This is a genomic window from Christiangramia lutea (assembly GCF_022489035.1).
Classification (GTDB): Bacteria; Bacteroidota; Bacteroidia; order Flavobacteriales; family Flavobacteriaceae; genus Christiangramia; species Christiangramia lutea.
Window position 1 is genome coordinate 474570 of the sequence record NZ_JAKVTV010000003.1, and the last position, 22948, is coordinate 497517.

Below are 22948 nucleotides of genomic sequence, written 5' to 3' on the forward strand. Positions count from 1 at the left end.
TGTATGTCTTTAAGAAATAAAAAAATTTTAATTACTGGAGGAGCTGGCTTTATAGGTTCGCATGTAGTACGGTTATTTGTTAGTAAATATCCTGAATACCATGTCTATAACCTAGATGCTTTAACGTACGCTGGAAATCTGGAGAATCTAAAGGATGTTGAAAACTCTGAAAATTATACTTTTTTAAAAGGAGATATAAATGATTCAGAATACATCAATAGATTATTTCATGAGTTGCAGTTTGATGCAGTTATTCATTTAGCCGCTGAATCGCATGTAGACAGGTCAATATCAGATCCATTGGCGTTTGTCCGTACTAATGTTTTTGGCACCATGAACCTTTTAAATGCTGCGATTGAAATATGGAAGGATAATCTCCATGAAAAACTTTTTTATCACATTAGTACAGATGAAGTTTACGGTTCGCTTGGAGAGAAAGGTTTGTTTTCGGAAGAAAGTTCTTATGATCCAAACTCCCCTTACTCGGCATCAAAAGCAAGCAGTGACCATTTCGTTCGGGCGTATGGAGAGACATATGAACTACCATATATTATTTCAAATTGTTCAAATAATTATGGTCCTAATCAATTTCCGGAAAAATTAATACCACTGTTTATCAATAATATAGTTGAGAACAAAGAACTTCCTGTATATGGAGATGGAAAATATACTCGCGACTGGTTGTATGTAATAGACCATGCAAATGCTATAGATCTAATTTTCCACAAGGGTTCAGAGAAAGAAACCTATAACATTGGAGGGTTTAATGAATGGCAAAATATTGATTTGATAAAACTTCTTTGCGACGTAATGGATAGCAAATTAAATAGACCTGCGGGAAGTTGTAGCAAATTAATCAGCTATGTGAAGGATAGGCCAGGTCACGATAAAAGGTATGCTATTGATGCTTCAAAGGTAAATAACGAATTGGGCTGGAAACCTTCAGTAACTTTCGAAGAAGGTTTATCAAAAACCATAGATTGGTATTTGAGTAATAAAGATTGGCTTAATCACGTAGTTTCTGGTGATTATCAAGACTATTATAAAAAACAATACTCAGAATGAAAGGAATAATATTAGCGGGGGGCAGTGGGACAAGATTATATCCAATAACCATATCGGTAAGTAAGCAATTATTACCGGTTTATGATAAACCTATGATCTATTATCCTCTTTCGGTATTAATGCTTGCCGGAATAAATGAAATTCTTTTTATCACAACGCCTCACGATCAAGAATCGTTTAGAAAGCTATTGGGCGATGGGTCTGATTTAGGATGCAAGTTCGAATATGCTGTTCAGAATGAACCTAATGGTTTAGCCGAAGCATTTATAATAGGCGAAGAATTTATTGGTGATGATAAAGTTGCCCTAGCCCTAGGGGATAACATTTTTTACGGAAATGAATTTGGATCATTACTTCGAAGTAAAATTAATGTAGAGGGAGCTTCTATTTTTGCTTATCCAGTTCGTGATCCACAGCGATATGGTGTGGTTGAGTTTGATAAGGATAAAAAAGTTATAAGTATAGAAGAGAAACCCGAAGTTCCAAAATCGAAATATGCTGTCCCGGGTCTTTATTTTTACGATAATAAAGTAGTTGAATATGCGAAAAAGGTAGAGCCATCAGACAGGGGTGAGAAAGAAATTTCTACGATTAATGAAATGTATCTGGAGGCAGGAGAGTTGGAAGTTGGCGTGATGACTAGGGGGATGACCTGGTTTGACACTGGCACAGTTGAGTCACTAGACGATGCCAGTGAATTTATACGTGTGCTTCAGAATAGACAAAGTACTATGATTGGCTGTATCGAGGAGGTAGCCCATCAAAGAGGATTTATCTTCAAATCTGGCTTGCAGAAATCCATAGATCGCTACGGTAAATCAAAATACGGTGCGTACCTGAAAGATATTGTAGCAAACTTATAAATGTCTTTAAGAAAACAAGCAAAATCCGGAGTTGTTTGGACATTTACCCAGCAATTCGGAAATCAATTAATTAGCTTTATTGTCTCCATCTTTCTTGCAAGACTACTCTTGCCTGAAGAATTTGGTCTTATTGGGATGATAGCAGTATTTTACTCTATAGGTCGGGGACTGATGGATTCCGGTTTAACTCAATCTTTAATCCGGAGCAGAGATCTGGATCAGGAAGATTTTTCAACGGTTTTCTTCTTCAATTTAGCTGCCAGTGTTCTAATTTATTTAATAATATTTTTTTGTGCACCGTTGATTGCAGATTTCTATGATCGAGATATTCTGACCTCGATCATTAGGCTTTACTGCATTACGTTCATCATAGATTCATTTTCAAGCGTACAACGTACGAGGTTAACTAAGAAAATGGATTTTAAAACACAGACTTTAATTACAATACCGTCCACTTTACTTGGGGGTATAGCTGGAATTACACTGGCCTATCTTGATTTTGGAGTATGGAGTTTAGTATGGAGTCAAATAGCAACAGCTTTTATTGGAACTGTACAGTTATGGATTTATTCGAAGTGGACTCCAAGTGCTGTCTTTAATGTAAAAAAATTTAAAGAACACTTCCACTTTGGATATAAGATTACATTATCGAGTTTGTTAAATAAGATTTTCAATAATATTTATCTAATTTTAATTGGAAAGTTTTTTCAACCTGCACAGGTTGGGTTTTATACTCGTGCAGAAACGATGAAACAGCTGCCTGTTAATAATATCTCGAATGCTTTGGATAAAGTGACATACCCACTTTTTTCAGGTATTCAAAATGATAATAAAAAATTGAAAGCTATTTACAGGAAAATAATGCAACTGATAGTATATGTTCTTGCTCCTGTATTGATTTTTGCAGCCGTTTTAGGAGAGCCACTATTTCGATTCTTATTTACCGAAAAATGGCTTCCGGCAGTTCCTTATTTTCAGATTTTATGTCTTACTGGGATTTTGTACCCGGTTCAATCATATAATCTAAATATTTTAAAGGTTAAAGGTCGCTCAGATTTAGTTCTTAAACTTCAGGTAATTAAAAAAGCATTAGTTGTAGTGGGGCTGATTATAGGTTTACAGTTTGGGATTTTCGGTATATTATATTCACAGTTAATTCTTTCTGTAATTAATTTTTTCATCAATTCATACTATGCAGATAAGTTTATAAATTATCCTACTCTTCAACAGGTAAAGGATATTTCTGCACCTATACTCTTAGCAGGTTTGTGTGGTGCTGCTGTTTTTTATTTAGATAGTCTAATTAATGGTTTTATGGATATTTTAAGGACAATAATTGGTGCCGGTGCTGGTTTATTAATATATGTAGGATTAAGTTATATATTGAAGCTTAAAAGTTTGAGAGATCTAAAAGATTTAATTGTTAGATGATGAATGTTAGAAAGATAGATTCTGTATTACAGGCATACTTAAATAAAAAAATTTTCTGTATCTCTTTTCAGAAGACCGGAACAACTTCTGTAGGTAAGTTTTTTATGGAACATGATTACAGAGTAGCCACCTATCCTGTTAGTGAGAGAAATGAATGGAGTTTGAAGTGGTTAAAGGGAGACTACGAAAGTATTTTTAATTCATCAGACTTTAAAACCAGACAGGTATTTGAAGACAACCCATGGTGGTATCAGGATTTTTATAAATTTCTATTTCATCGTTTTCCCAAATCACGGTTTATTTTGTTTGAAAGAGATGCTGATAAATGGTTCGATTCGTTAAAAAAACACTCCAGTGGTAGAACTCTTGGTAATACCTATAGACATTCCAAAATCTATAGAAGAGAATGGGATTTTTATCAAAATAGCTCTCAGAAAGACAACTTTTATAGCAGTATAAAAGATGAAAGTCTGACAATCGAAGAAAGACATCGAGAACATTATAAAGCCCTTTATTTACTGCGTATAAGAGAGATTAAGGAGTTTTTCAATGAATTTGATGAAAATCGATTAGATCATTACTTATTAGAAGATCCTGAAAAATGGCAGAAATTAGGTAAATCTTTTAATATCGATGTGGCTAAAGATTATAGTATTCACGCTAATAAAACGACCTCATGATTCCTGTAACTAAAACTTTTTTTCCTCCTTTAGAGGAATATAATACACAACTTGAGCGCATTTGGAAAAATGAATGGCTTACTAATAGAGGTGAACTTGTTAGAGAACTAGAATTACGTATTAAAAAAACTTTGGACGTTCCCAATGTTACCTTAACAACTAACGGGACCTTACCAATACAAATTGCACTGAAAAATTTAGCAAATAATGGGGAAGTTATTACAACTCCCTTTAGTTACGTTGCTACTACCTCTTCAATTGTATGGGAGAATTGTAAGCCGGTTTTTGTAGATATCCATCCAGAGTACCTAACTATAGACGAAAGCAAGATTGAGGAGGCAATCACATCTAAGACTACGGCTATTCTAGCAACTCATGTTTTTGGGAATCCATGCAATGTTCAGGTTATTCAAGAGATAGCAGAAAAAAATAATTTAAAAGTTATTTATGACGCAGCACATTGTTATGGAGTAAAGTATTTGGAAAACTCTATTTTTAATTATGGCGACGTTAGCACCTGTAGTTTTCATGCAACTAAAATTTTTCATACTGGAGAAGGCGGTGCTTTCTTCTGCAATAGTGATAAATTAAATCAAAGATTATTTTTCAGTCATAATTTTGGTCATAATGGTCCGGGAGAATTTGAGGGCGTTGGAATTAATGCTAAAATGAGTGAATTACAAGCAGCTATGGGATTAAGCGTTATTCCTCATATGTCTCAAGTTTTCTCTGATAGAAAAGATATCGTAGAATATTATAATGAAAATTTAGATTTCTCAAATCTTGATAAGCTGCGATTACGAGAGGGCACGGAATGGAATTATAGTTACTATCCTGTAATTTTTAAGAGTGAAGACAATCTTCTTCATTTTCAAAAATTACTAAATGATGAGAATATTGTACCCAGAAGATATTTTTATCCATCTCTTAATACTTTGGGGTATATTGATGCTATTTCCTTGCCTATCTCAGAATCCATTTCATCACGAATTTTATGCCTTCCATTATACAAGGGGTTAGAATTAAAAGATTTAAGGAGGATAGTTGAAATCTTAAACAGTGTAAATGAATAATTTTGAACCTTTATTTGTAATAGGAAATCCTAGGTCTGGTACATCTTTATACAGGCTAATTTTAACAAGTCACAGTGATATATGTGTTCCACCTGAATGTGGTTTTATTCAATGGTGGTATGAAAAGTATAAAACCTGGAATTTATCCAATACTAATAACGATTCTGAGGTTCAACTATTCGTTGAAGACTTAAAGACTTCGAAGAAAATAGAAACCTGGAACTTAAATTATGAAGAGTTAAGGTTTAATATTTCGGGAAATTCAAGAATTGAATCCTACGCTGATCTATGCTTATTTGTAATCGAATCTTATGCCAGGCAGCAGTCTAAAACTCCTGAATTTTTAGGCGATAAAAACAATTATTATGTAAAGCATCTCGATTTATTGTATACAATATATCCAAAGGCCAAGTTTCTTTTTCTAATTAGAGATGGGAGGGATGTGGCTTGTTCATATCTGGCTATTTCCAAAAAAGAAATTAAATCTAAATACAAACCACACTTACCAACCGATATAGAAGAGATTGCAAAAGAATGGTCAGAAAATAATGAGCAAATTTTAAAGTTTTCGAAAAGATTACCTCAGGGTAATTTTCACATTTTAAAATATGAAGACCTTGTAACAGGTTTTGATGAAAGTCTGAAAGATGTTTGTAATCTGCTGGAATTACCTTTTGAACAGTCAATGAGGCAGTTCCATGAATATAACCAAAACAAGCAATTGGAGCCTTCTGAAACTTTAGAATGGAAACAAAAGACAAGAGAGCCTATCGATAAAAAAAATATTGAAAAATATAAAAGTGAGATGAGTGAAGTCCAACAAAAGCTTTTTGAGAAGATCGCGGCTTCAACTCTGGAGAAATTTGATTATAAGCTGGATTATATTAAAGAGGGCACATGAATATTCACTTAGTTGATGATCAGAAATTTATAAATCAGGCTATTGAGAGAACGAGTATTAATTCTCAAAAGCAAAATATCTTTATTTGTAATGTAAAAAAGCAGGATAGCTATTTTGTGGAAAACCGAGATAATGTGTCATTCTTTGAGTTTTCAATTGAATTAGATCAAGTAAAATCCAAAATTCTTGAAACCATTGAAAATACTAATGAGGTTAAGATTTTTGTTCACTACCTGGAATTTTATAAAGCAAAACTGATCAATGAAATCTTCAAAGATCATAAAATCGAAACCTATTGGATTTTCTATGGAAACGATTTATATAAACATTTGTATAGATTAGGCAGATATGATTTATTTGATAAGAAGGATAACGGTTTCATATCTCAAGTTAGAAAGACTTTACGGAAAAATTTCGTAAAAATTTTCAAACAAAAGGAACAGAAGGAAATTAAGCAATTCATATTTAATTTGGATTTCTTTTGCTTCTGGAATATCTATGATTACGAGCTTTTAACCCAGCATTTCAAAACAAAGGCTGAATTCAGGAATTTTCGATATGACTCTGTTAACTATCCTCGAAAATTTTCTCTAAACAAAGACAGTAATAAGTATAATGTCCTAGTAAATCATTCGGCTTCCGCTTCTGGGAATCATCTTTCTATTTTGAATGTTTTGAACAGAAATGAGTATAAAAATGCTATCGATAATTTATATGTACCCCTTAATTATGGTAATAAAGAGAATGCCGATTCTGTAAATACATTTTGTGAACAAAACTTCAGAAAAATTTATTATCCCATCTTAAATTTTTTACCAAAGGCCCAATATTACGAACTATTGGATGGAGTTGATGTTGCATTTTTCGGCCATCGAAGACAGGAGGCTGGTAATAATATAAATTACCTTTTGAATAATGGCGTGAAGGTTTATTTGAGGGAAGATAACAACTTACTCAAATTTTATAAAAATATAGGCGTATATATCTTCAGTTTTGAAAAAGACTTGAAAAAAGGTCAAATATTTTCAACTTTGTCACACGAGAAGCAGCAGCACAATCATGATATAGTCTCATCATATTTTTCTGATGAAGTAATCAATGGTTGGTATAAAGATTTACTAAATTGATTTTTTTACACTCGAAATCCGAACTATTCTAAATTATATGTAAAACCAATACTACTATATGCAAAAAAAACTACTATCGAATAAACCAAAAATATTATTAATGCTTGGTTACCCTAGAAGCGGAAGTACTGTTTTTGGTGAATTAATAAGTCAATCAACACATTTTTTGCATGTAGGAGAAATGGAAAGATTGTGGTATCCAAGAAAGAACAAAGCTTCATTCTATCCTCAGAAAGAATGTTCATGTGGAAGTCAGCTATACGAGTGTGACTTTTGGCTTCCTTATTTTGATAAGGTTGCTGAAAAAATTAAAGAAATAAAATCAAAAAGAGGAGTGGAGCTCAATAGTAAAATTTTGTGCGGCTATAAAGAAGATTTTATTCAGAAAGGAAAAATACATGGTCCCGAGGCTGAAATATATACCGAAGTGATTTCTACTTTATATTCAGAATTGTATAAGGGAGAGGGGCAGATAATAGTTGATGGTTCTAAGGAGCTATGGTACGCGAAGTATCTTGAAAGCACAGGATTATTTGATCTCTCTTATTTACATTTGATAAGAGACGTGAAAGGAATTGTTTATTCGCGTCAAAAAAAATTGAAGAAAAAAGATGAAGAAAGTAATACAGTTACTTTGAACTATAAGTATTTAGTATATGATACATTAAGATGGAATTATATAAATACTAAGACCCGTAAATTTTTGGAAGATAAAAGATCGGTTGAAGTAACATACGAAGATATGGTCAAGAAGCCGAAAGATGTTCTAAAGACAATAGGGGATCTGATGGAAGTTGAAATTGCCTCTAATTCTATTTTAAATTCTCAAAACGCATATTTTATCGAGGATAATCATTTGGTTCATGGTAATAGATTTCGTTTTAAGAGAGGAGAAGTGAAGTTAAAAAAGGATACCAGGTATCTTGAAGAAATGAAAGAATTTGATTTGAATTTAATCGATTTACTTTCATGGTTTAAACTACACAAAAATTAGTATATAAATTGAGTAACAATAAAAATCCATATTTTTCAGTTGTCATCCCTTCCTATAACCGAGAAAAGCTTATTGAGAAAGCTATTCAAAGTGTGGCAAGCCAGACTTATAAAGATTATGAGATAATAATCGCTGATGACTGTTCTACCGATAGAACTAAAGAAGTAGTAGAAGGTCTTTCGATTCCTAATTTAAGCTTTTATCAGAATGAGATAAATAAAGGAAACGCTGGAGCACGAAATTTGGGCGCCAGGAAGGCAAATGGGAGATATGTTTGTTATCTTGATAGCGATGATCAATATCACCCAGACTTTTTGGAGAAGATGTTTTCATTAATCCAGAAATACGATGAGCCAGGTTTTCTTTGGTGTAACGTAAATAGAATAGATGCTCAGGGAAACAAGCTTGACCATTCAGCGCCTGAAAAATGGAAGCCAATGGAAGCAAATGATCCTTATGTTTTTTTTCTGAATGGATTATATTTTGGAACTGATTTTGGTTTTACTGTAAGACGCGATTGTTTTGATAAAACCGGGTATTTTGATGAGAATCTTCGTGCTGCTGTTGATACTGATTTCATGCTACGTATAGTCCAGGATTTTGATTTTGCACATACGCTTGAAGTTCTTGTGGATACTTACGACCACTCAGGGCATCGAGTTAGAAAAGATTCCTCTCAGAAACTTCGCAGCTATAAACTGATGATTCAAAAGCATACTGAAAAAATAAAAGAACATCAACATTTGCAAAGAAGATGGAACTATAAGCTTATGTGGCTTTGTTATCATAATAACCAAAAAAAAGACGCAAGATATTATTTAAAAAGATCTATAGAATGCGGTAATAAAAAAGCATTAGTTGCGGCAGGATTATTTGAAGTTTTTCCGGTTAAAACCGCGATCAAACTTCATAAGAAAATTTCAGAAAAGTTATAGGATGAGATCAATATTATACGATTTACTTAACCTGTTTCCTTTTTCAAATAACTCCAGGTCTTTAAAGGTACTAGCTTATCACACGGTTCCTGATGAAAATGAATTTGAAAAACAGGTGAAATTTCTTAAGGAAAATTATCACCTTATTACAATTTCAGATTTGCGAAAATCTTTGGATAATCAGCTTGAATTACCAGAAAACTCACTTTTAATTACCTTTGATGATGGTGATATAACCGTGTATGAAAATGGTTTTCCTGTTCTTAGAAAATTAAAGGTTCCAGCAGCCATATTTATAATAACCGATTTAATCGATAGCAATAAGACTTTTTGGTGCCGATGGGTGGAAAAAGCGTATGAAAGACAAGGTAAATTATATTCAGAAGCCAGGAAGCAGGTAGATCGGCTAAAAAAGGTTCCGGAAGAAGAGCGAAGAGAGTATTTGAAGTCGCTTCCCCTAATCAATTCTGGGCAATTAACTTCTAAGCAACTCATAGAGCTTAATGATAATGGGATTTTTATTGGTAACCATACCCATACGCATCCAATGATTAATAAATGTAATGAGGCTCAAATCATGGAAGAAATGAATGCTGCTAAATCTAAATTTGAAGATTTAGATCTTAGCGAGAATTTTTCCGTATTTGCTTATCCCAATGGTAATTGGGAGCCAAATTCTGAAAACACATTGATGGAAGAGGGCATTGAAATAGCTTTTTTGTTTGATCATCAGGTAAATAAGGATATAACTAAGATTAATCCCATGCGGATATCCCGTATAAGGGTAAATGCAGATGATGATCTATCTGAATTTAAAGTTAAAGTGTCTGGTCTTCATTCCAGAATTTTAAATCTTCGGCAAAAAATTGGCGTTTAACAAACTTAGATGATTAAATACAAGGGAAAATCGATTCTTCATAGATTAGCTTCAAGAAATAGAACTAATAAATTATTCTATAAAGGGCTTGAGCTTTCCGGTAATACATTAGAAAATAAAAAATGGGTGTTTATACTTGGATGTTATAATTCTGGAACCACCCTTTTAAACCAAATATTAGCAAATCACCCTCAAATTTCCGGATTGCCCGATGAAGGAGTGATGCTAACTTCAGAGTTGTTAAAACCTGAAGATTTTGGGTGGCGAAGAATGTGGTCTGAATGTTATGATCAATTGAAGACTGGTCAAGACACAACACCGAAAACTGCTCAAAAAATTAAAAAGCACTGGTCTCATTTTTATAAATCCAAACCTTACCTTGTTGAAAAATCTATTTCCAATGTTTGTAGAGTATCTTTTTTAAATGAACAATTTCAGCCGGCATACTTTATTCATATCGTGAGAAATGGTTATGCCGTTTCTGAAGGTATTCAACGAAAAGCCAAAATTATTTCCGGTAACGAATATGAGAAGCAAGAGAAATACCCTATAGAAGTTTGTGCCAAACAATGGGTTGACACTTTAGATGTTTTTGAAAAAGAAAAGGAGAACTTAAAAAATGTTTTTGAGATCACATACGAGGAGTTTACCGAAGATCCCGATAGGCTCATGAAAGAAATCACAACTTTTTTAGGTCTCGAGGGATTTAATAATAAATTATCTGAAAGGTCTTTCTCGGTTCATGAGAAAAGTAGCGAGATCAAGAATATGAACTCCAGAAGCCTTTCGAAACTTTCTGAAGTAGATATTGAAAAAATTAATTCTGTTGCATCAGAACATCTTAAAAAGTACAATTACAAGGTTTTATGAAAATTCTATATGTTCAAGATAGTTTAGGTACGGGAGGGGCAGAAAGGTCTAATGCTGATTTATGGTATTACCTCCAGAGCCAGCCTGATGTTCATCTCAAAATTGTTGTTCTAGAACATCGTAAGGTTGGTATTGAACAAGAGATACTTGAAGCTGGTTTTGATGTTACTTTTCTAAAAAACGGTAACTTAATTTCGCAGGCCAGGAACCTGGCCGGAATTATTGAGGAATTTGAACCAGATTTAGTTCAATCAGTATTATTTAGATCGGCTATTCGTGTAAGGCTTGCTAAGCAGTTCATTTCTTTCTTCCATCTTGAATATATCGTTAATTGTAGTTATTCAAAAATTCGCTACAATGATCCTAAGATCAATAATCTTGGGCTTTCTGCATATAAATATCTGAACCGCTATACTCAATCAAAAGGAGTAGATCATTTTATTGCGCTAACAGAGGAAGTTAAAAATCATGCTTCAAATCATCTAAAAATTAAACCTTCAAAGATTACTGTTATCCCAAGAGGGAGGTCTAAGAACCGCTTTCTTGCGGAGAAGGATTTAGTACATAAAGAAATCAGAGAAGAATTGAATATTGATGAAGATGCTATTCTATTTGTTCATGTGGGTAGGCAGGAATATCAAAAAGCTCAAACCGATCTTCTAGAGGCAATTTACTTAATTGATGACGAACTAAAAAAATTAAAATCACATTTCATTTTTTGTGGTAGAAAAGGAAATTTGACTTCAGAAATTAAAGAATACTTGAATAATAATGATATTCAAACTCCCATAGACTGGTTAGGTCATAGAAATGATATTCAGGAGATACTTTTAGCAGCTGATGTTTTCGTTTTTCCTTCTTTATATGAAGGCTTAGGTGGTTCTTTAATAGAAGCACAGGCGGCTGGATTACCCATAATAGCCTCCAATATTAAGGTTTTTGAAGAAGTAGTTAGAGAAGATTTTAACGCAACCCTTTTTGAAACTTCAAACACTAAAGATCTGGCAGCAAAATTAAAGTTTTTTGCCACCTCAAAAGAGTTGCGTGAAAAATACGGTAAGAATAGTTTGGAAAATTATAATGAGAAATTCCAAATTGATGATATTCACAATCGAATTTTTAATTTATATAAAGATTTAATCAATTGAAAATTCTTCAATTAGTAACCAAACGACAATATCGTGGAGCTGAGGTCTTTGCCGCAAATCTCAGTAAAGAACTTATTAATTTTGGTCATTCAATAATTTTTGCCGGTCTCTACAAGAATGATTCGAATATACTGAGAGTAGAAGGCGCACAAAATCTTGATCTTTCTGAAGGAAAAAGCAGCGCGATCTCCATTTCGCTAATCAAAACCATAGTCAAGCTTGTAAAAGATGCAAACCCGGATGTAATACAGTGCAATGGAAGCGATACCTTAAAATATATGGTTCTCGCAAACTTCTACTTAAAAAAAAGGCCTCTGGTATACAGAAATATTAGCACTATAAGTGAATGGCTTGGTTCTGATCTTAAACTTACCCTATATAAGAAGATATTCTCTAGGGTGGATCACGTCACTTCTGTTGGATCTGAATCGATTCAAGATCTAATTGAAACTCTAAATTATCCAAAAGAACAGACCTCGGTAATTCGAAGGGGAATTCCAAACGACAAGCTTAATAACGAAGATTTCGGTTTTGAGTTAAAAAAGGAGCTCGGACTGGAAGGAGATTCGAAAATAGTAATGCACGTAGGGAATTTCAGCCCCGAGAAGAATCATACATTTCTTCTCGAAATCTTTCAGGATTTGAAAAATTCACATCCCGAAATAAAATTAGTCTGCGTAGGAGATGGTGTCACTTATGGAGATATTGATCAAAAGATCAAGAATAACGGACTTAAAGAAACCGTTTTTTTATTAGGATTCAGAAAAAATATCCCGGAATTGCTATCTGCTTCTGATTGTGTGGTATTATCAAGCTTGGTAGAAGGAGTACCAGGGGTTATTTTAGAGGCGGCTGTTCAGGAGAAGCCAACCGTGGCTTCAAATGTAGGTGGTGTAAAAGAAGTTCTCATCGATGAGCAAACAGGCTTTATCATTGATAACTTTGATAAGGACAGATTCAGGAACAAAATTGTTGAAATTTGCGAGAATGAAACCTTAAGAAAAACTTTAGGGACGAATGCCAGAAATTTAGTAGTAGAGCAATTCAATCCAAAGAAGAACGCTCGGAAGTTTGAGGAATTGTATGCTGATCTTGCCGGTATTACGCCCGATCCTCAAGGAAAATTGAAAATTCTGCAGATAATTCAAAAAAAACAATATCGGGGCGCAGAAATATTTTGTGCTCAATTGTCAACAGAGCTGGAAAACAAGGGGCATGAAGTAAAGGTTTACAGTATTTATGACGGTACAGCGAAATTGCCATTTCATAAAGAAATAGAATCTCTCGAAAGAATACAATCCTTTAGATATGCCGATTATTTTGGTTGGAAAACTATTGCGAAGATAATAAAGGACTTTAAGCCTGATGTAGTACAGGCTAATGCTTCAGACACTCTTAAATATACTATACTTTCACGTGAGATCTTCGGCTGGCAAGTACCTATTGTTTTTAGGAATGCAAGCTTGACTAGTTATTACGTAAAGGGTAAACTATCTAGAGAACTGAATAAATTTTTATTTCAAAAAGTAGATCAGGTGGTTTCTGTTTCTCAATCCTCTAAAAGAGACCTCAATGAACTTTACCCTTTTACTACAAACAAAACTAATGTGATTACTACTGGAGTTGACAACATGATTAATATTGATTTTAAAAATCCATACCAAGAAGGTGTCATTAATATTGTCCATGTTGGTTCCCTTACTCCAGAAAAAAATCATCAACACTTACTCGAAATACATAAGGCTTTTCTTGAGTCACATCCTAATTCCATATTGCATATCATTGGGGAAGGACCTCTCAAAGGAGATATTGAAAAAACTATTCTAAAATTTGGTATCTCTGAGAATGTAATATTTCATGGCGAAACTCCAGAACCAAAATCATATATTTATTATGCGAATATGCTCGTTTTACCTAGTCTGGTTGAGGGGCTTCCAGGAGTTATCCTAGAGGCCATGAACTATAATACTATCGTGGTAGCCTACGATGTAGGTGGAATCTCAGAAGTTCTTAATGAGAATACCGGCTTTTTGGTAAAACCAAATAATTTAAAATCTTTCGTACAGTCAATGAGAAATGCTCTCACTGAAGATAAATCATCTAAAACTCTTGAGGCTAAAAAATTGGTTTTAAATAAGTTCAATAATTCAGTTTTAGCAGAAAACTTCTTGCAAGTGTATAGGAATACTATAACAGAGAAGAATTACAAATGAAGAAAATAAAAATCCTACATATAATAAAATCCTTGGGAAGAGGAGGGGCCGAAATGCTTTTGCCTGAAACACTGGCAATACATGATACGGATAAATTTGATTTTCACTTTATCTATTTTCTTCCCTGGAAAGATCAGATGGTTTCAGAAATTGAAATAAAAGGAGGAAATGTTCAATGTTTACAGGCGAAGAATAATTTTCAACTAATCTCGAAATTTCCGCAGATTATAGATTACTGTAGGGAGAAACAGATAGATGTTATTCATTGCCATTTACCCTGGGCTGGATTTGTTGGTAGAATTGTACATAATAGAACCAGAATACCCTTGATCTATACCGAACACAACATGCAGGAGCGCTATCATCCGATCACTAAGATACTTAATAAAAAATCCTTTAATTCTCAAAGTCTGGCCGTTGGAGTTTCACAGGATGTTTCTAATTCGATTATAAAAAATATTAAACCTCAGATTCCTGTAAAGACCATCCTTAACGGTGTAAATACAGATAAATTCATGCGGAACTATGAAGATTCAGATATTAGAAAAAAATACGGAATTCCAGAAGATGCTATAGTAGTGGGACTTGTTTCTGTTTTTAGGTTTCAAAAGCGAATAAAAGAATGGATCCATATATTTAAGAAATTTTCTGACAGCACCTCAAAAAAGGTATATGGTCTAATAGTTGGTGCAGGTCCACTTGAAGACGAAGTCAAACAGGCAGTAACCGATCATAATTTGGTGGATAAGATTATAATGCCAGGACTTCAGGAGCAAACAAAACCTTACTTCAATGCCATGGATATTTTCATGATGAGTTCTTCTTTCGAGGGTTTACCAATAGCTCTTTTGGAGGCTATGAGTATGGAGTGCGCTATAGTGACTACAGATGCCGGTGGAATAAAAGAGGTGATAAATGATGGCGAAGATGGTTTGATGGTTGAAGTAGATCAGTGGAAAGATTTGTCTGAAAAATTGATTTTTTTATCTGAAAATCCAACCGAACTAAAAGATTTACAAAGAGCTGCAAGAAATCGCGCTATTTCAGATTTCAGCTTGAAATCTATGGTAGAAAATTTAGAAAGACAATATTCCGAATTAGCGGTATGAAGATAAGAGAAGCAACAGATAGAGACCTAGATCCCATTGTAAATGTTCTAAAGGCAAGTTTAGGAGAAACTTCCTCCAAAAAAACAAAAGAAGTATGGAAGTATAAACATGTGCATAATCCCTTTGGAAAAAGTTTAGTTTTCGTTGCTGAAGAAGAGGAAGGTATAATTGGTGTTCGTGCATTTATGAGATGGAAATGGCAATACGGTTCCAAAAGCTATAGTGCCTTTAGAGCAGTAGATACAGCAACCCATCCAAAGCATCAAGGAAAAGGTATTTTTAAAAAACTTACTTTTAAGGCACTTGAAGAAGGGAAAATAAATGGAGACCACTTTGTCTTTAATACGCCAAATGCCCAGAGCAAACCAGGTTATTTAAAGATGGGTTGGAAAGAAGTGGGAAAAGTTCGTACGAATATTGTTCCGCAATCACCGTTTCGGTTAATAGGTAAAATAAGTAAGACACCGGTTTATGAATCTACAAAACTTGAGACAAATCTAGAACCTTTATTAGAGCATTATAATGATGGATTGATTCAAACCAAAAAGTTATTTACTCCTAAATCTTCAAAATATCTCCAGTGGAGATATCTGAATAACAAAATCCAGCCTTATTTTGTATATAATGATGAGGATATTTTCATAGCTTCCTATTTGAAAGATCGAGGCCGTTTTTTAGAATTGAGAATTTCAGAATGCATTTATAATTCAGAAAAAGGTAAGAAGTTGGCAAGGAAAGTCATTAAAAAATGGTCTTCTGTGTATAAACCTAACTTTATTTCTTATAGTTTCCGTGATAATTTATTTCGTATACAGGTAAGCGGGAATTTTGGTCCGGTTCTGACTTTCAAGAATATTAATTGTTCTGAAAAAAATCATGATCGATTTTTAGATGAGGAAGAATGGAATTATACTTTGGGTGATCTAGAATTATTTTAAGGGATGTTAGGAGGTATTTTATTAATATTTATCTTGTTTTTAATCAGCCAGATACTTTTTAGTGAGATGGCAAGGAAACATAAATTCTTTGATAAAAGTAAGATGAATTACCTCTTTTTTTATCATTTTTTCTTTGCTGGAGTCTACTATACATATGCCCTCTATAATAACTCTGACTCCAAATTGTATTTCTGGCGGCCACAGTTATCAAACGAGAGCTGGTTTAGCTTTTATGGGACAAGTACCACATTTATAGATTTTTTATCTTATCCATTTATCAATTTTTTTGGTTTTAGTTATGAAATGATGATGGCGATTTATGCTTGGATGGGTTATTTAGGCTTTGTATATGCATATTTATTTTTCAGGAAAAATATTCCAATAAAAATCAAGGTTTTCAAGGGAGTTGATCTGCTAACTTTGATTTTATTTCTTCCTAATATGCATTTTTGGACAGCCTCATTGGGTAAAGGAGCACCAATTTTTATGGGACTTATGATGTTTGCGTATGCTATTGGAGAACCTAAAAAACGTTGGGGTATCCTATTGATAGGCTCTTTAATAACGTACTATATAAGACCTCATGTTTTTCTATTTATTGCAGTAGGTACTGTTTTAGGTTATTTTACAGGAAAGGAAAAAATAGCATTCTGGAAAAAAGCCATGGTTTTTATTGTAATGACAGGGAGTCTAGTTATAATGCAGGATAGCATTCTGGGAATTGCAGGATTACAGGATTCAGAAAATTTGGTTGAAGGTTTTGAGAATTTCTCTGAAGATAGAGCTAATGCTCTTAGTAGCTCCGGTTCTGGAGTCGATATGGTTAATTACCCTTTACCCTTAAAATTATTTACATTTTGGTTTCGACCTTTATTCTTTGATGCCCCTGGATTTTTAGGGTTAATAGTCTCTGTAGAGAATCTCATTTATCTTTTTCTTTTCTTCAAGATTTTGAAAAAAGATTTTATAAAGTTCTTGAAGAAATCGCCTATTAGTGTAAAAATGAGTCTTACAACATTTTTTCTCGCTTCTCTTGCCATGGCTTTTGTAATGTCTAATTTGGGTATTATAATGAGACAAAAATCAATGGTAATGTATTTCCTCTTCTTTGTAATCTACTATTATCTGGCACAAAAGAAATACGTTAGTATGATGATAAGAAAGAGGAAGCTGGAAATGCTGAAAAAGAAAAGGCAAGATGAAATAGCCGTAGCATATAGCATAGAATAGTATTACTTAAAAATGCTTGAGAAAATTATCATATATAAATGACTAAACTGAATAATTCTGGATTCTTAGTGATATCCTTGGATTTCGAACTGCTTTGGGGGATATTCGATAAAGTAGACTGGAGAAATAAAAAAGAATATTTTGAGAATACCAAAGAAGTAATCCCTCAGATACTTCAACTTTTTCAAGAATATGGAATTCATGCTACTTGGGCCACTGTCGGTATGTTATTCAATAGGGGATGGAATCAATGGAAATCGAATTATCCAAAGGTAATTCCATATTATAAAAATGAAAAATTAAATCCATATGAATATGGAACTTCCATAGTTTCTCCTTCAACTGAGGAGTTTTGTTTTGCTCCCGATTTAATAAAACAAATTAATTCTACCCATGGACAGGAATTAGCAACTCACACCTACTCACATTATTATTGCAAAGAAGAAGGACAAAAACTAAAGATGTTCAAATCAGATTTACAAGTTGCCGTAAAGCTTTCAAAAACTTTTGGAATAGAATTAAAATCGCTTGTTTTTCCAAGGAATCAATTCAATGAAGAATATGTAAAAATATGTGAAGAGCTAGGTATTGAAAACATCCGAACCAATCCTTCTAACTGGTATTGGAATAACCCAGAACAGGATACTTTGTCTCAAAAGATTTTTCGTTCTGGAGATGCTTATTTCGGATTCCATGATAAATCATATAATCTGAAAGACCTTAAGGCCAACTCGAATGCGGTGATACATCAAAAAGCTAGTAGAATGCTGAGGCCTTTCTCAAGCAATCGAATGCTAGAATTTTTTAAATTGAGGAGAATTAAAGAAGAAATTTCTCATTCAGCGAAGCATAAAAAGATTTATCATCTATGGTGGCATCCACATAATTTTGGTGAATTTCCTAAAGAGTCTTTAAATCAATTAGAAACTATTTTAAAGCATTACCAATATTGTAATAAAAAATATGATTTTGAAAGTCTAACTATGGCCGAACTAGGGAATAGAGCTAAGTACTTATAGATATTGAAATTAATAAGTTTTATCATACCGACTTATAATAGGGCTGACCGGATTGAAAAAGCGGTAGAAAGTATCATTGAGCAGACCCATTCCTCTTGGGAATTATTAATAATTGACGATGGTTCTACGGATAATACAAGGGAAGTAGTGTCCGATTTCTGTTTTGATGAAAGGATTCAATTTTATTCCAGAAATCATTCTGGAGTTTCTTCCAGTAGAAATTTTGGAGCAAAGATTGCAAAGGGAGATTATTTAGTTTTTCTTGATTCGGATGATTTTCTATATCAAGACCTGGTTAAGGAAATTTTCACAAGCAATATAAATAAGCCATTTTTATGCTGGGAGGTAGTAAAAGTAGTTGGAGAGAAAAGAATATCCTGGAAACCGGAAAATTTAGGGAAAGTATATAACTATATTACTGCGAGCTTTCTCGCCGGAAGTTTTTGTATTTCTAAAGATCTTTTTTTTAAAATCGGTGGGTACGATGAAAACTTAGATTATGGGGAAAATTATGAGTTGGGACTAAGAATAAGTACTTGCATTGATGAATCCCATATTTTTCAAAAACCATTTTTACAAAATAATGTTAGGCCAGAAAGAAATTCTCATAACTCAAGAGAGCGACTTTATGCTTGTCTTTATCAATATAAAAAACATAAATCTCGTATTGTGGAGGACTCTGTTTTTGAGTCTAATTTGAATTATTTAATGGGTTATTTGCTAGAGAGATTAAATAAAAGGTCATTTTCTAAAAAACTTTATAAACGTGCCTGGAAGATCAACCCATTTAACTTCAAAGCATTTTTAAAAAGTTTATATCTTACGCTTAGATAATGAAGGTTTTATATCTTATAGATAGTTTGAAAGCTTATGGAGCTGAAAATAGTTTGGTTCAAACCGCTATTCGTTTTAAAAAAATCACTCCTGTTTTCGTACATCTAAATCCTAATAATGATTTTAAGGATGTTATTATTTCTCATGGAATAAAAGTATATTCTCTGAATGGGAATGTTAATGCTACTAGAAGTTTTTATTTAAACCAGCTCCAGCAAATTTTTGAGAAGGAGAAACCTCAAATAATTCATTCAGTTTTATTTAAAGCAGATTTGATAGCAAGAGAATTCAGAAAGATGCGATCTGATTTTTTACTTGTTGGAAGCTTGGTTAGCAATTCCTACTCAAAAAATAGATATCGGTTATTATCTCCAATTTCCAGGTTTAAGCTATTTATAACCCAGATGAAAGATAAAAGTAGAATAGGATTGGTAGATTATTTTATCAGTAATTCAGAAGCTATTGTTAATCCTAATGTGAAGGCCCTGGGGATTTCTTATCAAAAAATTAAGGTTATACATCGAGGACGTGATTTTAAGAAATTGGAGGAAAATATCCCCGAGGAATTTAGGGAGCGATTTCAAAATAAAACACTTTTCCTAACAGTAGGAAGATTAGTAAGAAGCAAGGGCCAAATTGACCTTATAGAAGCATTTAGTGAGTTGTCTAAAATTAATTCAAACCTTGTTTTGTTAATTGCTGGTGACGGTCCTCAGTATAGTGAATTGGAAAAATTAATTATAGACTTGGGTCTAGAGGGTAAGGCTTTTCTTTTAGGTTTTAGAAATGATATTAGAAGACTTTTAAAGTTTACAGATTATTTTCTCTTTGCATCATATTATGAAGGTCTATCTGGTGCTTTAATTGAAGCAATTCTCATGGGGAAACCCTGCATCGTTTCCGATATTTCCGAAAATAGAGAATGTTTTCCAGAAGGGAATGGTTTATACTTTAAGCCTGGTAATATTTCCGAAATTAAGGCAAAAATAGAAATGGCACTAAAATTAGACTTTAAAAAGCAGATTAAGGAAAATTATGATTTTGCGGTTTCTCATTTTTCAATTGATCAAACGGCCGCGAAATATGAAAAGTTTTACCAATCAATAATTTGAAAGGTTAAATTTCATTTGAGATTCTAGGTTGAATAAGTGAAAATTGATTTAACTAATTGCGAAATATTTAAATTTTTTAAATAAATCCATAAAATTCTCTTTTGAACCTTGGAAGCTTTAAAACTGAAATTGTCACCTAATTCAGGTTTATTTATCCGGTTGTAATATGTAGAAAGTTTCTGATAAGTTATGGCTTTAACTTCTAGGTTTTTGACTCTCAATTTTTTACTCCAAATACCTTTAGAATGTTTTCTATAAAAAGAGGCTTTGATATTTTCCATATATCCAGCTTTCCCCAACTGGCCCAATAAGCTAATTATAAATGCATCAACGTTGACAACTTCTAAAGCCTCCTTTGGTACTTTTTTTAATCTATTTCTGAAACACATGGTGAGAAGCAAAGGATGATGAACCGTATTTGTTAGTTCATAACTTGATATATTTATTTTTGGCTGTTTAAGGCTTTCGATCGAGGATATTACTTGGTTATACTTATTAATGGTTTGATAGCTATGATAGCACAGAGTAAAGGAAAGGTTTTTTTCAAGGAAATCAACCTGCTTTTGAAGCTTTAAGTCATCCGTCCAATAATCATCTCCTTCGCAAAATGCAATATACTTTCCTCTGGCACTAAATAAATTGTAAAAAGCATTAAAATTACCAGTGTTAATACTATTTACCTTAATTTTATTTTCATCATGGTGTAGAAATAGCCGAATTTTCTCTGGATATTGATTTGCATATTTCTTACAAATTTCTCGGGTGTTATCAGAAGAGTTGTCCTCGCCAAGAATGATTTCAAAATTAAAATTAGTTTTTTGAGTTAGAATAGAGTCCAGGCATTGTTGGAGGAATTGCTCATGATTATAAGTTTGGACCAATACAGATATTACTATCTTTTCTGGTGTTGAATTTGGATAATGTTGAACTTCAACCTTTTGATATAATTGTTTGAAATCTTCAAAATTAATCATCCTAAAAAGCGGTTTCCTAGAGACAAGGCATCTATATTACGTTTAACAGTTCCTTTATTTGAATAGACTGAATTTTCTTCCGTGTTTCTTTCTATAGCACAATTCATACCTATAATTGAATTTTTACCGATTTTTATATTTTGTTTGACTGAAGCATTTAAACCGATATATGAATTTTCGCCAATAGTAACATTTCCTCCTGTTTTAGATCCACTCATCAATGAATTCTTTTGTATAATCGTATGATGGCCTAGGTCTGTTGTGAAAAGTATACAGTTATCCTCAATTTTAATGAAAGGCTGAAGTACACAACCCTCATCAATAAAGCAATTTGACCCTACTATAAGATTAGGCCATTTCGAACATTTTGAAGAAACGTAAGTTGCATGTTTATAATTTTCCAATCCCGTTAAATCGAAAATTTTTTTTCTAATTTGATTATTTCCTACAGCAATAAAAAGTTCAAATTGATTTGCTGGAAAACGATTTTTCAATTCATTCAGTTTAATTAGGGGTTTTCCAAAGATTTCATCTTGTTGGTGATAATTTTCTTCTACACAAAAGGCTACTACATCGTAATTAGTATCCTCCTGAAATACATAAGCAACATATTCTGCAAACTTACCTATACCATAAATTATTAGTTTATTATTCATCAAATTGAAGTTTCATATCAAATATATTGTATTCGGCTTGGATTATATTTTATTTTAAAATGTATTTTATCCACTAGATAGGTAAATAATCGGATATAAATTATACTGTAAAAACGTAATATAAAATTGTAATTAATAGAAAAATATGGCTTTTTTAGGTTTTCTGAATATTTTACCAACAAAAAATTTGAGGAAGATATGCTGATCTAAGAATTCACAGGTAAGGTTAATTGGATTTCGTGATTATATGACTTCGATGAATTTAAATTTGAATGAGTATTGAATATTCCTATTCAAAACCTCAAATTTTAGGCAGAATTTGATTAGAAATTTAAAATTAAGTTCTTAATAAATACAGCTACGGTTCCGTTGTTAATATGATTTTGAAATGCTTGGAAGCTTTTTATATAAGCTAGAGATACCTAGAATTCTAATTATTTTTTTAAATTTTGAAAGGTTTGTCAAATAATGTTTGAAAATTCTAAAAAAAGAAACCTGTTAAATTTTTATTCAATCTATTAACACTCTTTTGTATGTTAAGTAATTGAATTCGTGGGTATTGTATTCTAATAAAATTTTCTAAAGAAGAAATGAGGTTATATGTTCAAAATTATTACAAAATAATCATTAAACCCTCCAAAAATATTCTTAAAGTAGGAACCGGTTGATGCTTTAACAGGAAGTTCTTCCAGACATCGAAAATTTTGAAATAGCAGTTTTTAATGGCGTAAATTTAAGTAAACCATTCTAAATATTACTGCTATGCAAACAAGATTACTATTTTCAATTATTGTTATTTTAATTTTCATCGGATGCTCAGTAAAGCCTATTGAAGATGAAATTATTGATGATCAAATAACCCAGGCTTCTTCTCAAACGGATGATGAAGTCGTGGGTTG

21 protein-coding genes are annotated in these 22948 nt (G+C 32.8%); 19 read left to right on the forward strand and 2 right to left on the reverse strand.

The genetic code is table 11. The features are described from left to right. Positions 1-3: 3 nt before the first annotated feature. The 19 genes from rfbB to ML462_RS11575 all read left to right on the forward strand — a co-directional run bounded on the left by rfbB (position 4) and on the right by ML462_RS11575 (position 20419). Positions 4-1065 (forward strand): dTDP-glucose 4,6-dehydratase, encoded by a 1062-nt coding sequence (gene rfbB, locus ML462_RS11485; RefSeq protein ID WP_240713960.1) that lies wholly within the window; start codon positions 4-6, stop codon positions 1063-1065. Continuing rightward, a complete protein-coding gene (gene rfbA / locus ML462_RS11490; protein WP_240713961.1) occupies positions 1062-1928 on the forward strand; it encodes a glucose-1-phosphate thymidylyltransferase RfbA in 867 nt (288 codons plus the stop codon). The genes rfbB and rfbA overlap by 4 nt, the downstream gene beginning before the upstream one ends. Continuing rightward, positions 1929-3359: a lipopolysaccharide biosynthesis protein gene (locus ML462_RS11495; RefSeq protein ID WP_240713962.1), complete on the forward strand. Its 1431-nt coding sequence runs from the start codon at positions 1929-1931 to the stop codon at positions 3357-3359. Continuing rightward, entirely contained in the window at positions 3356-4039 is a 684-nt protein-coding gene (locus tag ML462_RS11500) for a sulfotransferase (protein WP_240713963.1), read from the forward strand. The genes ML462_RS11495 and ML462_RS11500 overlap by 4 nt, the downstream gene beginning before the upstream one ends. Then, positions 4036-5112 carry a DegT/DnrJ/EryC1/StrS family aminotransferase gene (locus ML462_RS11505; RefSeq protein ID WP_240713964.1) on the forward strand — a complete coding sequence of 359 codons (1077 nt, stop codon included), beginning with the start codon at positions 4036-4038 and terminating at the stop codon, positions 5110-5112. Before ML462_RS11500 ends, ML462_RS11505 begins: the two co-directional genes overlap by 4 nt. Further along, positions 5105-6013, forward strand: a complete 909-nt coding sequence (locus tag ML462_RS11510) for a sulfotransferase family protein (protein WP_240713965.1) — start codon at positions 5105-5107, stop codon at positions 6011-6013. Before ML462_RS11505 ends, ML462_RS11510 begins: the two co-directional genes overlap by 8 nt. Further along, positions 6010-7140: a hypothetical protein gene (locus ML462_RS11515; RefSeq protein WP_240713966.1), complete on the forward strand. Its 1131-nt coding sequence runs from the start codon at positions 6010-6012 to the stop codon at positions 7138-7140. The genes ML462_RS11510 and ML462_RS11515 overlap by 4 nt, the downstream gene beginning before the upstream one ends. A 58-nt stretch (positions 7141-7198) precedes the next feature. Beyond that, positions 7199-8134, forward strand: a complete 936-nt coding sequence (locus ML462_RS11520; RefSeq protein ID WP_240713967.1) for a sulfotransferase — start codon at positions 7199-7201, stop codon at positions 8132-8134. Positions 8135-8142: 8 nt separating this feature from the next. After that, positions 8143-9069 carry a glycosyltransferase gene (locus tag ML462_RS11525; RefSeq protein ID WP_240713968.1) on the forward strand — a complete coding sequence of 309 codons (927 nt, stop codon included), beginning with the start codon at positions 8143-8145 and terminating at the stop codon, positions 9067-9069. 1 nt (position 9070) lies between these two features. Beyond that, positions 9071-9946, forward strand: coding sequence for a polysaccharide deacetylase family protein (locus ML462_RS11530; protein WP_240713969.1), 876 nt, complete (start codon positions 9071-9073; stop codon positions 9944-9946). 9 nt (positions 9947-9955) lie between these two features. Further along, positions 9956-10816: a sulfotransferase family protein gene (locus ML462_RS11535; protein ID WP_240713970.1), complete on the forward strand. Its 861-nt coding sequence runs from the start codon at positions 9956-9958 to the stop codon at positions 10814-10816. Further along, positions 10813-11964 carry a glycosyltransferase family 4 protein gene (locus ML462_RS11540; protein ID WP_240713971.1) on the forward strand — a complete coding sequence of 384 codons (1152 nt, stop codon included), beginning with the start codon at positions 10813-10815 and terminating at the stop codon, positions 11962-11964. Before ML462_RS11535 ends, ML462_RS11540 begins: the two co-directional genes overlap by 4 nt. Then, positions 11961-14177, forward strand: coding sequence for a glycosyltransferase (locus ML462_RS11545; protein WP_240713972.1), 2217 nt, complete (start codon positions 11961-11963; stop codon positions 14175-14177). The genes ML462_RS11540 and ML462_RS11545 overlap by 4 nt, the downstream gene beginning before the upstream one ends. Continuing rightward, complete coding sequence (locus ML462_RS11550) at positions 14174-15286, forward strand: glycosyltransferase family 4 protein (protein ID WP_240713973.1); 1113 nt, start codon at positions 14174-14176, stop codon at positions 15284-15286. The genes ML462_RS11545 and ML462_RS11550 overlap by 4 nt, the downstream gene beginning before the upstream one ends. After that, entirely contained in the window at positions 15283-16224 is a 942-nt protein-coding gene (locus ML462_RS11555; RefSeq protein ID WP_240713974.1) for a GNAT family N-acetyltransferase, read from the forward strand. Before ML462_RS11550 ends, ML462_RS11555 begins: the two co-directional genes overlap by 4 nt. Positions 16225-16227: 3 nt before the next feature. Further along, complete coding sequence (locus ML462_RS11560; protein ID WP_240713975.1) at positions 16228-17454, forward strand: hypothetical protein; 1227 nt, start codon at positions 16228-16230, stop codon at positions 17452-17454. Between the two features lie 38 nt (positions 17455-17492). Further along, the gene (locus tag ML462_RS11565) at positions 17493-18473 is read left to right on the forward strand and encodes a polysaccharide deacetylase family protein (protein WP_240713976.1); all 981 of its coding nucleotides are present in this window, start codon (positions 17493-17495) and stop codon (positions 18471-18473) included. A 3-nt stretch (positions 18474-18476) separates the two neighbouring features. Beyond that, entirely contained in the window at positions 18477-19307 is an 831-nt protein-coding gene (locus tag ML462_RS11570) for a glycosyltransferase family 2 protein (RefSeq protein WP_240713977.1), read from the forward strand. 428 nt (positions 19308-19735) lie between these two features. Continuing rightward, a complete protein-coding gene (locus ML462_RS11575; RefSeq protein WP_240713978.1) occupies positions 19736-20419 on the forward strand; it encodes a glycosyltransferase family 4 protein in 684 nt (227 codons plus the stop codon). A 23-nt stretch (positions 20420-20442) separates the two neighbouring features. Here ML462_RS11575 and ML462_RS11580 read toward each other — a convergent pair whose 3' ends face one another. Both ML462_RS11580 and ML462_RS11585 read right to left on the reverse strand, forming a co-directional pair. Further along, positions 20443-21393: a glycosyltransferase family 2 protein gene (locus tag ML462_RS11580; RefSeq protein WP_240713979.1), complete on the reverse strand. Its 951-nt coding sequence runs from the start codon at positions 21391-21393 to the stop codon at positions 20443-20445. Further along, on the reverse strand, positions 21390-22049 hold the full coding sequence (locus tag ML462_RS11585; RefSeq protein WP_240713980.1) for an acetyltransferase: 660 nt from the start codon (positions 22047-22049) through the stop codon (positions 21390-21392). Before ML462_RS11585 ends, ML462_RS11580 begins: the two co-directional genes overlap by 4 nt. Positions 22050-22948: the final 899 nt, after the last annotated feature.

What these genes read in the sequence shown, in the direction of transcription:
- rfbB (WP_240713960.1), top strand. Translation starts at nt 4, where the DNA reads ATGTCTTTAAGAAATAAAAAAATTTTAATTACTGGAGGAGCTGGCTTT.
- rfbA (WP_240713961.1), top strand. Translation starts at nt 1,062, where the DNA reads ATGAAAGGAATAATATTAGCGGGGGGCAGTGGGACAAGATTATATCCA.
- ML462_RS11495 (WP_240713962.1), top strand. Translation starts at nt 1,929, where the DNA reads ATGTCTTTAAGAAAACAAGCAAAATCCGGAGTTGTTTGGACATTTACC.
- ML462_RS11500 (WP_240713963.1), top strand. Translation starts at nt 3,356, where the DNA reads ATGATGAATGTTAGAAAGATAGATTCTGTATTACAGGCATACTTAAAT.
- ML462_RS11505 (WP_240713964.1), top strand. Translation starts at nt 4,036, where the DNA reads ATGATTCCTGTAACTAAAACTTTTTTTCCTCCTTTAGAGGAATATAAT.
- ML462_RS11510 (WP_240713965.1), top strand. Translation starts at nt 5,105, where the DNA reads ATGAATAATTTTGAACCTTTATTTGTAATAGGAAATCCTAGGTCTGGT.
- ML462_RS11515 (WP_240713966.1), top strand. Translation starts at nt 6,010, where the DNA reads ATGAATATTCACTTAGTTGATGATCAGAAATTTATAAATCAGGCTATT.
- ML462_RS11520 (WP_240713967.1), top strand. Translation starts at nt 7,199, where the DNA reads ATGCAAAAAAAACTACTATCGAATAAACCAAAAATATTATTAATGCTT.
- ML462_RS11530 (WP_240713969.1), top strand. Translation starts at nt 9,071, where the DNA reads ATGAGATCAATATTATACGATTTACTTAACCTGTTTCCTTTTTCAAAT.
- ML462_RS11535 (WP_240713970.1), top strand. Translation starts at nt 9,956, where the DNA reads ATGATTAAATACAAGGGAAAATCGATTCTTCATAGATTAGCTTCAAGA.
- ML462_RS11540 (WP_240713971.1), top strand. Translation starts at nt 10,813, where the DNA reads ATGAAAATTCTATATGTTCAAGATAGTTTAGGTACGGGAGGGGCAGAA.
- ML462_RS11550 (WP_240713973.1), top strand. Translation starts at nt 14,174, where the DNA reads ATGAAGAAAATAAAAATCCTACATATAATAAAATCCTTGGGAAGAGGA.
- ML462_RS11555 (WP_240713974.1), top strand. Translation starts at nt 15,283, where the DNA reads ATGAAGATAAGAGAAGCAACAGATAGAGACCTAGATCCCATTGTAAAT.
- ML462_RS11560 (WP_240713975.1), top strand. Translation starts at nt 16,228, where the DNA reads ATGTTAGGAGGTATTTTATTAATATTTATCTTGTTTTTAATCAGCCAG.
- ML462_RS11565 (WP_240713976.1), top strand. Translation starts at nt 17,493, where the DNA reads ATGACTAAACTGAATAATTCTGGATTCTTAGTGATATCCTTGGATTTC.
- ML462_RS11580 (WP_240713979.1), bottom strand. Translation starts at nt 21,393, where the DNA reads ATGATTAATTTTGAAGATTTCAAACAATTATATCAAAAGGTTGAAGTT.
- ML462_RS11585 (WP_240713980.1), bottom strand. Translation starts at nt 22,049, where the DNA reads ATGAATAATAAACTAATAATTTATGGTATAGGTAAGTTTGCAGAATAT.